At 67.2% G+C, this 15,004-nt stretch carries 10 protein-coding genes; 4 read left to right on the plus strand and 6 right to left on the minus strand.

The features are described 5' to 3' along the window. The 3 genes from CXQ92_RS05260 to CXQ92_RS18370 form a co-directional block, all read left to right on the plus strand. On the plus strand, positions 1-1,478 hold a 1,478-nt coding region (locus tag CXQ92_RS05260; protein WP_368784556.1), incomplete at its 5' end, for an LGFP repeat-containing protein. A 71-nt stretch (positions 1,479-1,549) separates the two neighbouring features. After that, a complete protein-coding gene (locus CXQ92_RS05265) occupies positions 1,550-4,165 on the plus strand; it encodes a GH25 family lysozyme (protein WP_258069718.1) in 2,616 nt (871 codons plus the stop codon). A 195-nt stretch (positions 4,166-4,360) separates the two neighbouring features. Further along, positions 4,361-6,403 carry an acyltransferase family protein gene (locus CXQ92_RS18370; RefSeq protein ID WP_258069800.1) on the plus strand — a complete coding sequence of 681 codons (2,043 nt, stop codon included), beginning with the start codon at positions 4,361-4,363 and terminating at the stop codon, positions 6,401-6,403. Here the strand turns inward: CXQ92_RS18370 and CXQ92_RS05275 are convergent. The 4 genes from CXQ92_RS05275 to CXQ92_RS05290 are packed head-to-tail and all read right to left on the minus strand — an operon-like array spanning position 6,400 to position 9,909. Further along, a complete protein-coding gene (locus CXQ92_RS05275; RefSeq protein WP_104165856.1) occupies positions 6,400-7,833 on the minus strand; it encodes a lipopolysaccharide biosynthesis protein in 1,434 nt (477 codons plus the stop codon). The two genes, CXQ92_RS18370 and CXQ92_RS05275, sit on opposite strands and share 4 nt — an antisense overlap. Before the next feature lie 2 nt (positions 7,834-7,835). After that, a complete protein-coding gene (locus CXQ92_RS05280; RefSeq protein ID WP_104165858.1) occupies positions 7,836-8,732 on the minus strand; it encodes a glycosyltransferase family 2 protein in 897 nt (298 codons plus the stop codon). Next, positions 8,729-9,139, minus strand: a complete 411-nt coding sequence (locus tag CXQ92_RS05285; protein ID WP_104165860.1) for a DUF2304 domain-containing protein — start codon at positions 9,137-9,139, stop codon at positions 8,729-8,731. Before CXQ92_RS05285 ends, CXQ92_RS05280 begins: the two co-directional genes overlap by 4 nt. After that, positions 9,136-9,909: a glycosyltransferase family 2 protein gene (locus CXQ92_RS05290; protein ID WP_219815681.1), complete on the minus strand. Its 774-nt coding sequence runs from the start codon at positions 9,907-9,909 to the stop codon at positions 9,136-9,138. The genes CXQ92_RS05285 and CXQ92_RS05290 overlap by 4 nt, the downstream gene beginning before the upstream one ends. A 197-nt stretch (positions 9,910-10,106) precedes the next feature. Between CXQ92_RS05290 and CXQ92_RS05295 the strand changes: the two genes are divergently transcribed. Further along, a complete protein-coding gene (locus tag CXQ92_RS05295) occupies positions 10,107-12,188 on the plus strand; it encodes a DUF6541 family protein (RefSeq protein WP_104165862.1) in 2,082 nt (693 codons plus the stop codon). Between the two features lie 165 nt (positions 12,189-12,353). Here the strand turns inward: CXQ92_RS05295 and CXQ92_RS05300 are convergent, their stop codons facing one another. Continuing rightward, positions 12,354-13,823, minus strand: a complete 1,470-nt coding sequence (locus CXQ92_RS05300; RefSeq protein WP_104165864.1) for a glycosyltransferase family 39 protein — start codon at positions 13,821-13,823, stop codon at positions 12,354-12,356. Positions 13,824-13,934: 111 nt separating this feature from the next. Continuing rightward, positions 13,935-14,933 (minus strand): ABC transporter substrate-binding protein, encoded by a 999-nt coding sequence (locus CXQ92_RS05305; protein ID WP_104165866.1) that lies wholly within the window; start codon positions 14,931-14,933, stop codon positions 13,935-13,937. Positions 14,934-15,004: the final 71 nt, after the last annotated feature.

Genomic DNA, 15,004 nt, shown 5'->3' on the forward strand with positions numbered 1-15,004 from the left:
CGCGGGCGGCGGCGGCGATTGCGGCGGTGGTGTCTTCTGCCCCGCAGCTCGGTGCTGTGCAGTCCGGTGTGGTCTGTGGCCTGGTCGATGGGGGCTGCTACCAGGGCTTCACGAATGGTGCGGTCATCTGGTCCTCCGGGACCGGTGCCGTGATCTCCTCGAACGGCGCGATCCGCAATGCATGGATGGGAGCCGGGGCCCAGAACGGTGTCCTGGGTTACCCGAAGGCCGCGCAGGTATGCGGGATCCGCGACGGCGGCTGCTACCAGTCGTTCCAGAAGGGCGAGGTGTTCTGGTCCACCGCATCCGGAGCCCACATCTCCAAGGCCGGCGTGATCCGCACCGCCTACCGTGCCGCAGGAGCGGAGAACGGAGCACTGGGCTTCCCGATCGGCGCGGAGGCCTGCGGGTTGAGGAACGGCGGCTGCTACCAGGCCTTCCAGCGAGGCGAGATCCTCTGGTCCCCGACCACCGGGGCCCAGATCTCCAAGGCCGGCGTGATCCGCACCGCCTACCGTGCCGCAGGAGCAGAGAACGGCATCCTCGGCTACCCCGTCACCGCGGAGACCTGCGGACTCAAACTCGAGGGCTGCTACCAGGCATACCAGAACGGGGAGATCCTCTACTCCAGCAAGACCGGAGCACACATCAGCAGGGCCGGCGCGATCCGTGACCTCTACCGCAGCTCCCGAGCCGAGAACGGCGTCCTCGGGTTCCCCGCCGGCAAGGAGACCTGCGGCCTGAGGAGCGGCGGCTGCTACCAGTCCTTCCAGGGCGGCGAGATCATCTGGTCGGCCGCCACCGGAGCCCGGATCACCTACAACAGCCCCATCCGCACCACCTACCGTGCGGCAGGAGCGGAGAACAGCCTCCTCGGCTACCCCGTGAACGCACAGATCTGCGGTATCCGCGACGGAGGGTGCTACCAGTCCTTCCAGGGCGGCGAAATATTCTGGTCCGCCGCCTCCGGAGCCAACATCAGCAGGCAGGGCGGCATCCGCAACCTCTACCGGTCCATAGGAGCCGAGAACGGACGACTGGGCTTCCCCCTCACCGCCGAGATCTGCGGCCTGAAGAACGGCGGCTGCTACCAGTCCTTCCAGGGCGGCGAGATCCTCTGGTCGGCCGCCACCGGAGCCAAACTCGTCACCACCGGATCCATCCGCACCGCCTACCGCGGCGCCGGCGCCGAGAACAGCGCCCTGGGATACCCCCGGGTCAACGAGATCTGCGGGATCCGCGACAACGGCTGCTACCAGTCATTCCAGGGCGGCGAGATCCTCTGGAGCTCCAAGACCGGAGCCCGCATCACCGCGAACGGACCGATCCGCACCACCTACCGGCAGTCCGGCGCCGAGAACGGAACCCTCGGCTACCCCACCACCAACCAGACCTGCACCACCAGCACCCGCTGCACCCAGACCTTCCAACGCGGAACCCTCACCTGGACCCCCACCACAGGCGTCAAACGAACCTGACCCACCCCACCGATCGATCCACCAGCACGCGTGCCTCCGGGCACAGCCCCCGAATACATAGGTGATCCACTGTGACAACCAGACGAACCTCCACCCTGACCGGCGTCGCTCTGCTGCTTGCAGCGATCCTCATCGGTCCCGTGACCCCTGTGTCGATGTCGCCTGCCCTGGCGACCGAGACCACCGATACAGCCACACCGCAGGTCGCTCCGACCGCCAAAGGGCTTCCCGCCACCGTCGCCGAGACCCCGGCCGGCGACGAAGCCCCCGTCGACGAGACCCCGGCCGGCGACGAAGCCCCCGTCGACGACGGGACGGTCACTGATCGGAAGGTCTCCGACCCTCCGAAGGAGGAGACGGAACAGCAGGGTCTCCCCGCGATGGTGCCCGAGGAGAGGAACGCCTCCATGGGGCAGGGCCTCGCACGGATCGCCGAGACCGGCGACCCCCAGATCCCTCGCGCCGAGGAGTCGCGCGACAACCGCCCTGATGGGATGAAGGGCGCCGAATCCCCCTCGGGAGGAGGTTCGGCGGCAACGAGCTACTGGAATCCTGGCGGAGTCCTCGGTGTGGATGTGAGCAGTCATCAGGGGAGGTTCGTCAACTGGTCGTCGGCATGGGCGTACGGTGCCCGCTTCGCCTACGTGAAGGCAACCGAGAACAACGACTACATCAACCCCTACTTCTCCGACCAGTACGCAGGGTCTGCGGATTCCGGCATGTACCGGGGCGCATATCACTTCGCCCTACCCAACATGTCTTCGGCCTCTGAACAGGCAGAGTTCTTCGTCAGGAACGGTGGGGGATGGAGTGCGGACGGCAGGACACTCCCGCCCCTTCTCGACGTCGAATTCAATCCCTACCCGTCACTGGGCAACACCTGCTACAACATGACACCGCCCCAGATGGTCGCCTGGATCAGTGAGTTCTCACAAAGGATGCAGGAGCTGACCGGCCGCAAGCCGATGATCTACACGGCTGCCAGCTGGTGGAACCAATGCACCGGCAACTCCACGGCGTTCGGCGATCACGCACTGCACGTGGCACGCTACGGGACGACCACCCCCGGCACGATGCCCACCGGTTGGACCAGGCAGGACGTCTGGCAGTACACCGACAGCGGCCCGGTGATCGGCGACTGGAACCAGTGGAACGGAGATCTCGCGAGCCTGGATGCCTTCGCGAGGAACAACACGAACTCGCCGGACGCGCGGGCGGCGGCGGCGATTGCGGCGGTGGTGTCTTCTGCCCCGCAGCTCGGTGCTGTGCAGTCCGGTGTGGTCTGTGGCCTGGTCGATGGGGGCTGCTACCAGGGCTTCACGAATGGTGCGGTCATCTGGTCCTCCGGGACCGGTGCCGTGATCTCCTCGAACGGCGCGATCCGCAATGCATGGATGGGAGCCGGGGCCCAGAACGGTGTCCTGGGTTACCCGAAGGCCGCGCAGGTATGCGGGATCCGCGACGGCGGCTGCTACCAGTCGTTCCAGAAGGGCGAGGTGTTCTGGTCCACCGCATCCGGAGCCCACATCTCCAAGGCCGGCGTGATCCGCACCGCCTACCGTGCCGCAGGAGCGGAGAACGGAGCACTGGGCTTCCCGATCGGCGCGGAGGCCTGCGGGTTGAGGAACGGCGGCTGCTACCAGGCCTTCCAGCGAGGCGAGATCCTCTGGTCCCCGACCACCGGGGCCCAGATCTCCAAGGCCGGCGTGATCCGCACCGCCTACCGTGCCGCAGGAGCAGAGAACGGCATCCTCGGCTACCCCGTCACCGCGGAGACCTGCGGACTCAAACTCGAGGGCTGCTACCAGGCATACCAGAACGGGGAGATCCTCTACTCCAGCAAGACCGGAGCACACATCAGCAGGGCCGGCGCGATCCGTGACCTCTACCGCAGCTCCCGAGCCGAGAACGGCGTCCTCGGGTTCCCCGCCGGCAAGGAGACCTGCGGCCTGAGGAGCGGCGGCTGCTACCAGTCCTTCCAGGGCGGCGAGATCATCTGGTCGGCCGCCACCGGAGCCCGGATCACCTACAACAGCCCCATCCGCACCACCTACCGTGCGGCAGGAGCGGAGAACAGCCTCCTCGGCTACCCCGTGAACGCACAGATCTGCGGTATCCGCGACGGAGGGTGCTACCAGTCCTTCCAGGGCGGCGAAATATTCTGGTCCGCCGCCTCCGGAGCCAACATCAGCAGGCAGGGCGGCATCCGCAACCTCTACCGGTCCATAGGAGCCGAGAACGGACGACTGGGCTTCCCCCTCACCGCCGAGATCTGCGGCCTGAAGAACGGCGGCTGCTACCAGTCCTTCCAGGGCGGCGAGATCCTCTGGTCGGCCGCCACCGGAGCCAAACTCGTCACCACCGGATCCATCCGCACCGCCTACCGCGGCGCCGGCGCCGAGAACAGCGCCCTGGGATACCCCCGGGTCAACGAGATCTGCGGGATCCGCGACAACGGCTGCTACCAGTCATTCCAGGGCGGCGAGATCCTCTGGAGCTCCAAGACCGGAGCCCGCATCACCGCGAACGGACCGATCCGCACCACCTACCGGCAGTCCGGCGCCGAGAACGGAACCCTCGGCTACCCCACCACCAACCAGACCTGCACCACCAGCACCCGCTGCACCCAGACCTTCCAACGCGGAACCCTCACCTGGACCCCCACCACAGGCGTCAAACGAACCTGACCCACCCCACCGCCGCACCGGGCTGACGGGGGAAGGGAGGGGGATACCATGGGCTCGCGCCTGTCGGCCCGGACACCCGGATGACGCGCCCCACCAGAAGGAGACTGAGTGATCGACCATGCTGCCCGGGTCGGGCCGCCGAGACGGGCTAAGCTCGGGAAACCGCAGCGCCGCGACATCTAAGCGCTCCGGGCGCTGGCTGTCCTCCTCGTCGTCGTCAACCACCTGTGGCCCGATCTCCTCTCCGGCGGCTACGTCGGGGTCGATGTCTTCTTCGTCATCTCCGGCTACCTCATCACGCAGCACCTGCTCGGCGAGTTGAAGCGCACCGGGAGGATCAGGCTCGGGCAGTTCTACGCGCGGAGGGCGCGACGCCTCCTGCCCGCCGCACTGCTCGTCGCTCTCCTGTCCCTCCTGGTCGCGACGGTCTATCTGCCCACGGATCGGCTCATCTCGATCGGACGGGAGACCATCGCCAGCACCCTGTACCTGGAGAACTGGTCCCTCGCTGCGCAGTCCGTCGACTACTCGGCGTTGAACAACCAGGCATCCACCGTCCAGCACTACTGGTCGCTGTCCGTCGAGGAACAGTTCTACCTGATCTGGCCGCTCCTGCTCATCGGTGTGTATTCCCTCGCCGGCAGGCGACGCTCGCCGCAGACCTTCATGCTGGCTGCGCTTGCCGCGGTCGGGGCGGCCTCGTTCGCCTTCTCGATCCACCTCACCCACATCAGCCGGAGCGAAGCCTATTTCGTGACGCCCACCCGGGTCTGGGAGTTCGCCGCCGGCGGGCTCATCGCGGCAGCTGCGTCAACCTGGTTCACCGACGAGCGCTACTCGGGGCGCCTCCGGGTCGCAGGCGTCGCGCAGTGGACGGGAGTGGTCCTCATAGCCGCCTCGGCACTGGTGTTCGACGAATCGACGCCCTTCCCCGGGTATCTCGCGGCGGTCCCTGTGGTGGGTACGGCGCTCATCATCGCGTCCGGCCCGCGGTCACCCCTCTGGTCCCCCAACACCGTGCTGAGTGTCACCCCGGTCCAGATACTCGGGAACATCTCCTACTCCCTCTATCTGTGGCACTGGCCCGTCATCATTCTGCTGCCATCGATCATCGATCGTCCGCTGGACACCTCCGATCTCCTCCTGGCGGTCCTGCTGTCCGTGGTCCTCGCCGGACTGACGAAGAAGTACATCGAGGATCCGGGCAGGTCCCGCTTCCTGCCGGGCGCCTCGCCTCGCCGGATCCTGGGCGTGACGGTCGCGGCGACCGTGACGGTGACGACGATCTGCGCAGCCCTGATCGTCGTTGCCGGCTTCGCTCAGGCGGCAGACGCACGGCGGCTCGACGCGCTGTCCGGAGGAGACTGCTTCGGAGCCAAGAGCCTGTCCGCAGCCGTGTGCGAGCAACCGTTCGGACCGCCGGCGGCGACCGGTATCGGCGCCGGAGAAGCCCCGTGGTTCACCGACGAGCAGTGCGGCCCCCACCCCGACCCGATCGTCGTGGGTGACGAGAAGCTCCTGACGCTCTGTGACTTCTCGGACGGCCGGGAGGATGCCGAGACCGTCTGGCTGATCGGCGACTCCCATGCGGAGCAGTGGAAAGCGGCGATCCTTCCCCTGGCACGCGAGAATCACTGGAAGGTCACCGTCAGTCTCCTGGGCGGGTGTCCCTACGTCGATGTGAAGCGGTCCGCCTTCATGGGAGCGGAGACGACCGACAGCAGGGTGCAGCAGCGGTGCCTGCAGTGGAGCCGGTCGGTGTCCGACCGCGTCCTCGCAGCCCCGCCCGACGTCGTGTTCCTCTCCTCCTTCTCCGCCGGAGAGGAGATCGACGACGGCACCGGTCGCCCGCAGGCCGAGCAGTACCGGACAGCATTCTCGGACCGCGTGGTTCCATGGACCGCACGCGGCACGGAGGTGTACATCATCAGGGACACCCCGCTCACCCTGGATCGCTCGACGCCGGAGTGCCTCGCCCGCAACGAGGAGTCACCACTTGCTTGCGCGAACCCGAAGACGCAGGCGCTACCCGCCGATCCGGTCGCCGAAGCGGCACGCGCGCTGGACGCACCGGACATCCACGTGATCGACCTCTCGGACCGATTCTGCCCGGATGACACCTGCTACGCGGCCATCGGCGGCCTTCACGTCTACTTCGACCGGGACCACGTCGCACGGAGCTACGTCCGCTCGCTCATCCCGACCTTCGCGGAACGGTTCGCCGCCGTCGCGTCCTAGTGCTTCGCGGAGCCCGACAGCGTCTGCACGGCCTTCCGCCGGGACCGGAGGAGGAACAGCACCACGAGCAGCGCGACGATCACGGCAACCTCGATCACGCCCGCGATGAAGCTGAGCGGGACGAGGCCGAGCAGGACCACGACGCCCACCTGCAGGCCGAAACCGCCCAGGAACAGTGCGAGGGGCACGCTTCTGCCAGGGGGCGTCCGCAGGACCATCGCGTAGGTCAGCAGGCCGAGGCACGCGAACCCGAGCACCTGGATCATGGCCACCACCACGAGGTCGGCCTCCGAGGCCGGCCACCAGGCGAGCACGGCGACGACCACCAGGACACCGGGGGTCACGAAGGCGAGGCGCCGGGTCCCGTCGGCGATGTACAGCAGATTGGAGGCCACGAGGAACAACGCGTATCCGATCGACACCAGCGGGAGCGTGATCGCGATCGGCCAGACGAGCCCGGGCTCGGTCGAGAGGATGAACGATCCCACGGCCGCACCGGAGGCGGCGAGGAGCCCGACCCCCACCGCCCAGGCAACGGCTTCGAGGGACACGCGCCGCGTTTCGTCCACCAGCTGATCCTCTCCGGCGGACATCATCCGGGTGGACCAGGCGTTGTTCAGGGCGTTCAGGATCGTGATCGGACCCAATGCGAAGATCAGGACCGTGCCGAAATGACCCGCGTCCTCGACCGCGGCGGCATAGGCGAGGATCAGGACGGACCCCTGCGTGAGCAGCATGAGTGCTCCCGTGTGCGGCAGCAGCGGTACGGCGATCTTCAGCGATTCACGGCCCGAGCCCGGCACCTTCCACGGAGGACGCGGCCGGGCGAGGACGAGGGCCGCGACTCCGGAACCCAGGACCGCGAGGCTGTAGGCGCCCATGTAGACCTCGGCGGTGGGCGCGATGAAGATGATGCCCAGCAGACCGAGGAGGTTGGCCAGGACGGATGACCCGATACTGAGCAGCACGAAACGCCCGGGCCGGTTCTGCGCGCGGAGCACGGCCTGCGAGCCCAGCACCGTTCCGAGGATCCCGACGCTGACCACCGACAGGACCGTGGTGGACGCCACACCCTCCCCCGTCAGGGCACCCAGACCGAGGAGGCCGAGCGCACTTGCGGCGGCCAGTGCCGCGGAGGCGATGGCCATGAATCCGTACATCTCACGGGAGCGGTCCTGTCCCCGCTCCCGCGCGAACCAGAGGTTCGTGATCGCGAGCGGAAGGCCCGCAGAGATGAGGACGACCAGGACCTGGATCGTCACCACCGACGTCGAGACGTATCCCCACTGTCGTTCGTCGAGGATCCTGACAGCGAAGGGCTGGATGAGCAGGAGCCCCAGACCCTGGAGCAGCGAACCGACGAGGTACCACGTGCCGGAGACGCTCCGGTCGGCCCGCGCAGGCCGTGGCGTAGAGGACCTGCCGAGCATCACTACCTGGCGAGGGCGTGAGCGGTCAGCTTACGCATCCCGCCCCACATACGGCGTCGAGCCACCTGCGGTAGAAGGGTCAGTGCGTGGAGCCGGGACGACGCGTGCCGGCCGGCGGCCGTGGCAGCCCGCTCCCATCCGAGCTTCCGGAAATCCTTGACGCACTCGTCGAAGAAGGCGCGCTCCTCGGCGAACCGGCGGCCGTCGAGGGCCCGCACGGAGGAATCGGACTCGCGATGGCGCCGGTAGAGGAAGCAGGTCTCCGCCAGGACGAGCATCTTCCCGCCCGACATGATGATGTCCGTCGCCAGGGCGAGGTCCTGAACGACGTCGTACTGTTCCCGGAAGCTGTGACGCTTGATGGCTTCGGACCGCCAGGCGAGGGACGGGAAGTACAGCCAGTCTCCGGTGAGGAGGCTCGCGGCGAGCGGTTCGCCTTCCACGACCGCACTCGCGCTCTCCCCCACGAGCCGACGGCGCAGGTAGCTCTTGACCCGATCGCCCATCGGCTCGTAGACGGTCCCGTTCTCGTCGATGACGTCCACGCCGGGCTGGATGATGTCCACGGACTGCCCGGCGAACCCCTCGTGCACCACGGAGAGATAGTTCGGGAGCATCAGGTCGTCCGCTCCCATGATCACGACGTAGTCGTGCTCGATGAGGGACAGGCACTTCCGGTAGTTCGCGTTCGCACCGAGGTTGACCTCGTTCCTGAAGTACCGGACGCGACTATCCGAGTCCGTCAGGTCCTTGAAGTAGGCGGGAAGCGAATCGTCCGGGAACCCGTCGTCGACGATGGTCAGCACGAAGTCACGGTATTCCTGATCGAGGACGGACTGGACGGCCGCCTTCATCATCGCCACATCCCCGTAGTAGGGGAACATCACGTCAATAGTCATTGGTCTTTCCTCTGTTGGTCAAAGTTCATGGGGTGGTCGGTCCGGTCCCGAGGGACATTGGTTGCATTCGAGCCGCTCAACCGCTCCACCGCCGAACGGAGGATCGATACCTCTTCTGCGAGGATCCGGGTCTCGTCCTCGAGGATCGTCAACTCGCGGGATACGTGCAGGGACACTCCCAGGAGCAGGAGGATGGCCAGTGCGAAGAGCAGATTGGCCGGGATGATCACGCCCACCGCGTCTGCCGCGAATTCCAACATACTGGGGAACAGCGCCAGGACGATCGACAGGCTGCCGATCACCAGCCAGAGGATCGCATACTTCTCCCGCAGTTTCCCGTTCCGCAGCATCACGAGGACGGCCACGACGATGAGGATGGAGGAGAACAGTGAAAGTGCCACGCTCATACGGGTACGGGTCCTTCTCCTGCTATGTCCCCGGTCGAGGGAGCGTGTTGGTCTCGCGGAGTGCTTCTCCGGGCGAGGGCGAAGCACAGGACCAGCCCGGACCGCGCGAGGTAGATCGAGGCTTTCCAGGGGCTCTGGCTCGGGGTGCCGGCCTGACGCGGCCGCATCTCGACGGGCACCTGGGTAACCGTACAACCCGACTTGAGGGCGACGACGAGCGAATCGACCGTGTCACCGAGGTACTCCGCCGGAAAATGATCGATGTACTGGTGCAGCCCGCGCTGGTTCACGGCCCTGAATCCGGAGGTGACATCGGTCAGCCTGGTACCCGCCACACGGGAGATGACCATGGCGAGAAGGGACATGGCCCAGCGGCGCGGCCCCTTCGCCTGATAGTCCCCCTTGCCGGCGAATCGCGCTCCGATGGAGATGTCGGCCGTCTCCAGGCCCCTCACGACCTTCGCGATCTCCTCGGGCATGTGCTGCCCGTCCGAGTCGACCTGGATCACGCCCGAGTACCCGTGGCGGATGGCGTACTTGAAACCGGTCCGCATGGCCCCGCCGACGCCCAGATTGAAGGGGAGCCGCAGCACGACGGCGCCAGCCTCCGCTGCGATCCTCGCCGTGTCGTCCCGTGATCCGTCGTCGACCACGAGGATGTCCATTCCGGGTTCCACTCGTCTGATGTCCCTGATGGTGTCACCGATCGCCTCTGCTTCATTCCAGGCAGGCATGACGATCAGGATGCCGGAAGGCGGTCTGTTACCCATGATGTGCAATCATAGCAACAGGCGTCGCGACCCCGGTGCTGAGCCCGTGGGAGCCGCGAATCATGGTCTGGTGGGCTTCAGGCAAGCCACCGGATTCCCCGGCTCGGGAGGGCCACGGAGGGCAACGATCTTCTCGTAGGGCTACCGCTGTGTCCTCCGAACGCGGCCCTCAGGAACACGACGAGGAGAATGACCATATGAGCTGGTGGGCCACTGCCCCTGCTTTCGCTAGCACGGTACTCGTATTCTTCGGGCCGGGACTTCTCGTCCTGGCGGCAGCCGGCGTCAGGAGGCTCAGCCTCGCCGCCCTGTCGGCCCCGATCTCCATGACGATCGGCTCGTGCCTCGCAGTGGTCCTGCCCTTCCTCGGAGTGGCGTTCAACCCGGTGTCGTATCTCGTCTTCTCCCTGGGCCTCGCTGCGGTGGTCCTGTTCGCGCGCCGGCTGCTCCTCCGGAAGGATTCCGCCGGCCTCCGATCGGTCCGCCGATACGGGGATCTGGCCCTCGTGGACAACCAGCCGATGGCCCGTGACGGGCTCCCGACCTGGATCACGAGGATGCTGATCCCGGTCGCCGTCGCGTTCCCGGCCGTGATCATCGGGAGCCGGTACATCGCGGGTTTCGGGGCTCCGGAGAACTTCTCGCAGACGTTCGACAACGTGTACCACCTGAATGCGATCAAACACATCGCCGAGACCCAGAACGGTTCGGCGCTGACCCTCGGGAACCTGACCGAAGCCTCCCAGGCCTTCTACCCCGCTGCCATGCACGATCTCATGGCACTCGTGGTCATGATTACCGGCACCTCCGTGCCTGTCGCCGTCAACACCGGCACGATCGTTCTCGGGGCCCTGGTGTGGCCCCTCTCCTGCGTGTTCCTGATCAGCCGGGTCGTCGGCTACCGGCCCATCCCCCTGCTTGCTGCCGGTGTCCTGTGCGCGGGCATGAGCGGCTTCCCGTACATGATGGTCGCGTTCGGGGTCCTCTACCCGAACCACGCAGCCATCGCCCTGCTGCCCGCAGCCCTGGGGCTGGCTGTCGAGGCCCTCGGCATGACCCCTGGGCGTCGTCGCTCACTCTCCGTCTCGGCCCTGCTGCTTGCGGCCGCGGTTCTTCCCGGCCTCGCGCTCGCCCACCCCAGTACCCTCCTCGCCCTTCTGGCCTTCGCCGGGCCGGTAGTGGCGGGAAGGGCTGTGCGGGAGCTCCAGGGACGCCGTGACGGGACGGGCGAGCGCTCGCGCCCCGTCCTCTGGGGCATCCTCTTCGTCGTCTATGCGGGCATCACGCTTGTTGCGTGGTTGAAGATCCGGCCCTCGCTGGCCTTCGCCCCGTGGACGCCCTTCCAGACCAATGCCCGGGCGATCGGCGAGGTGCTCGGGAGTGCGCCGATGGGTGCGACCACGGCGTGGGTGCTCCTGATCCTGACGGTCGCCGGAATCTACGTCGCGGCCCGGCAGTTCCGGAACATGTGGTGGATCCTCATGATGTTCGTCATCGGGGGCGTGCTGTACATGATCGTGTCGAGCTGGAGCCTGGGGTGGTTCCGGACCTTCCTGACCGGGGTCTGGTACAACGACAGTTTCCGCCTTGCGGCGCTGCTTCCCGTCGTCACGCTTCCCCTGAGCGTTCTGGGTGCCGAGTGGTTGACCGGTCTCCTGCGGCGTATCGCGCAGCAGCGCATGGCGCAGGACGAGGGCATCTCCAGGAGTACGAGCTCCTCGACCGTGGGACGGTCCCGGCACGTGGCGCCCAGGGTCCTGAGCAGTCCGATCACTGCAGTGGCGGTCGTCCTCGTCCTCGGCGTGGGGACCCAGGGGGGAACCCTGGCCGGGGTCCAGAACCGCATGGAGGAGGTCTTCGCGCTCGAGGAGGAATCTCCGCTCCTGACCACCGATGAGCTCGCCCTCCTGCAGCGCGTCCCCGATCTCGTTCCGGCCGGAGACGTGATCGTCGGCAACCCCCGGACCGGCGCGTCCCTCGTCTACGCCCTCGCTGACCGGCGCACCACCGCGCCGCACATCTTCGGTGACCGCACGGACGACGAGCAGACACTCCTCGACCACTGGGACGAGGCAGGCTACAACGTGTCGGTCTGTGATGCCATCACGAGTGAGGGCGCCGTCTGGGCTCTTGATTTCGGTGATCAGGAGATCGTGCCGGGCGACGAACCGTACATCGGTTTCCTGGCCCTGGAGGACGGGAGTGCCCCCGGCATCTCCCTCGTCGCCGAAGAAGGAGACGCCCGCCTCTACCGTGTCGAGGCCTGCACGGAGTCGTGACGCGGAGCGCCGGGGTTCACGTTCCACCCTGGTCCACGTTCCGCCTCGATCAGCGCGTGCAGGGACATCCTCCCCCACGCCACGGGTATCGAGCCTCGCCGACCTGCCGGTGCCGGCTGCGCCTCGTCGTGACGTGCCCCTCGGGTCACGACGGCGGCGGGCACGTCACGGCTCCTCGCGGACGAACCTGACCACCGCACTGCCTGTTCCTTCGAAGCGCTCCTCCGCGCGGTAGCCCAAGGACGTGAGCGTCCGCTCCGGGGCGACCTCGCCCCTCGAATGCACCACCCAGATGACATCGTGCGGAAGGACTTCGTCCTTCACGGCCTCCAGTTCGAAGCGCTGATCGTAGATCCTCCCCCACTCATCTGCGCTGGTCCCCACCGTGACGTCGACCAGACCGGCGAAGGAGTCCTTGTAGGCGATACGGCCGAGGCCGGAATCCACGGTCAGGGCGACAGCTTCCCCGGTCCTCGTCTCATCCCTGATCGTGTCCGCCACGAAGCGGAAGTCGTCCTCCGGGCTCCTGCCGTATTCCGTCCGCTGGCCCAGATAGGACGGGAGGGCGAGCACGGCGACGGCAGCCAGCACACCCACCGCTGCCCGACGGTCCCGGCGGGCGGACGGTGCCTGCTGTCCACCACGGGAGGTGAACCCGCGCACAGGGAGCACCACCGCTGCTGCCAGCAGCGGGACGGCCGGCAGAACGAACGAGAGGTAGCGGGGCAGATAGTACGGCGAACCAAGCAGCAGGGACCCGCCGATGACACAGAGCAGAGGGACCACGAGCAGGGGCAACGCCAGCGTCCCGGCGAAATGCTTCCGCAGCCGCAGGGACCCCACGATCGTCATGCCCCACAGGAGGACAGCAAGACCGATCATGGTGAGGTTCTCGCCCGGCGTCGGCAGAGGGGCGATGTCACCGTCGACCATGAGGTAGGCGTCGCTGAAGAACTGGAGGAGGGCGACTTCCGCGACGACGCCGCCGTCGATCGGGCGTATCCATGCGATCTGGAACTGCTGGGTCGTGCCGATCACGGCAAGGCAGGCCGTGGGAATCAGCCACGCCGGGCTCGTTGCCAGGAAGGGACGCCAGCTCTCCCTCAGTCTCCGGTCCAGGCAGACGGTCACGGCGTGTGCGACGAAGACCAGCACCGTGTAGAAGGACAGGAGGGTCGCCAGCAGGCCCGCCGCGGCGTATCCGACCCAGAACCGCCGCTGCGGCAGCTCGCGGGCGCGAACGAGGAAGTAGGTCGCAGCGACACCGGCCGCAAGCGCCAGGGCGTAGGAGCGGGCATCCGTGGCGATGTACTGGGTCCTCGGCAGCAACACCATCAGGGCAGCCGCGGTCAGGCCGTAATCGAGGCTTCCGATCCGTCTTCCGATGGCGACCACCAGCCCCGCGGCCACACCGATGGCGATCAGGCTCGGTGATCGGAGCGCGAACTCGGACAGGCCGAACAGTGCTGCCCACCCCCGCACGAGGAGGTAGTAGAAGCCGTGCACGGCATCGATGTTGCCCAGCATACGGAACAGGTCGGGCAGGCTGCGATCGATGGCACTGATCGTCGCTGCTTCGTCCACCCAGAAGCTCGGCGTGTGCATCCTGAACCCGGAGTAGACGGTGGCCAGCACTGCGACAAGGACAGCAGGTCTTGTTGTCCTTCGCACGTGACAAGTAAACCATGCAGCACCGGTCCGTCAGGGATCAGGGCGTACCCGGCCCGGGTTCTCCCGGGCACCGGACTACCGGCGCACGTCGAATGCGGCCTCGGCGAGGACGGGGACGAAGTTGCGCGCCAGCCACTCGATACTCAGCGGGGACACCATGATCATCGCAGCGCCCATCTCGTCCTTCGGGGCCAGCACGACCTGAAGTGCCGGATCGAGATCTCCCGCGAGTTCGTCCGCCAGTTCCTGGGCCCGCCTTCGTTCCGCGACGAGGACGAGGACCTGTGCGCGCAGTTCGTCCGCCCGGGCGCGAGGCCATCGGACCTGTCCGACGCGTCCGAAGACATCGTCCACCAACTCATCGCCCTCCTCCATGCCGGTCGGGAACGGCGCGACGCTCATCCCGAACTCCTCGAGGATGCGCACGGGTCCGGACGCGGCACCGTAGACCCCGAGGTCGGCCCCGGCCGCGGTGAAGGCCTCGACGACGAGGAAGGTGGTCCCGGGCAGATCCGGATAGTCGGAGACCGACGCGGTGATCCGCTGCTCGGTGTCACGAACGAGCTCGGCGCCTTCGCCGGACCGGCCGATCGCCCGTGCGACCTGATCGACCGTCGCACGCCAGGAGGGCTTCCCCGCGGTCGTCCCGTGAACGACCGGGGCGATCTCGGAGAGCCGGCCGTACTGCTCGCGGGTGATGTCGGCACCGAGGGTGAAGATCAGATCCGGCTCGAGGTCCTCGATCGCGGGGAGGGCCAGATCGACATCATCCGGATACAGGACCGGCATCAGGGTCTCCTCGGCGACGCGCCGCAGGTTGTACCAGGGGGTGGCGTTCGACCCCGGCATGCCGAGGGGCGCGATCCCGAGCGCGAGGCAGACGTCCGCGGCGGCGAAGCCGAAGGTCGCGATGCGGACCGGCCGTTCCTCGACCGTCGTCACCCCGAAATGATGCGTCACATCGATCGGGAAGACGTCCGTCCCGGCCCCGGGGTCCTCGTTGCCGCTGGTGCACGCGGTGGCGATGAACGGCAGCCCGAGCATCCCCAGGACAACGGCGCGTCGGCTCATCATCGGATGAGCCTCACCGGCGCTCTCATGTCTCAAAATTCTTCCCTCTCATCAAATCCTGGCATTCCCGGTGC

The organism is Arthrobacter sp. SX1312 (genome assembly GCF_002929295.1).
Lineage (GTDB): Bacteria > Actinomycetota > Actinomycetes > Actinomycetales > Micrococcaceae > Arthrobacter_D.

Coding starts and splice junctions, on each gene's coding strand:
- CXQ92_RS05280 (WP_104165858.1), bottom strand. CDS start 8,732: ATGACTATTGACGTGATGTTCCCCTACTACGGGGATGTGGCGATGATG.
- CXQ92_RS05305 (WP_104165866.1), bottom strand. CDS start 14,933: ATGATGAGCCGACGCGCCGTTGTCCTGGGGATGCTCGGGCTGCCGTTC.
- CXQ92_RS05275 (WP_104165856.1), bottom strand. CDS start 7,833: ATGCTCGGCAGGTCCTCTACGCCACGGCCTGCGCGGGCCGACCGGAGC.
- CXQ92_RS05295 (WP_104165862.1), top strand. CDS start 10,107: ATGAGCTGGTGGGCCACTGCCCCTGCTTTCGCTAGCACGGTACTCGTA.
- CXQ92_RS05290 (WP_219815681.1), bottom strand. CDS start 9,909: ATGGGTAACAGACCGCCTTCCGGCATCCTGATCGTCATGCCTGCCTGG.
- CXQ92_RS05285 (WP_104165860.1), bottom strand. CDS start 9,139: ATGAGCGTGGCACTTTCACTGTTCTCCTCCATCCTCATCGTCGTGGCC.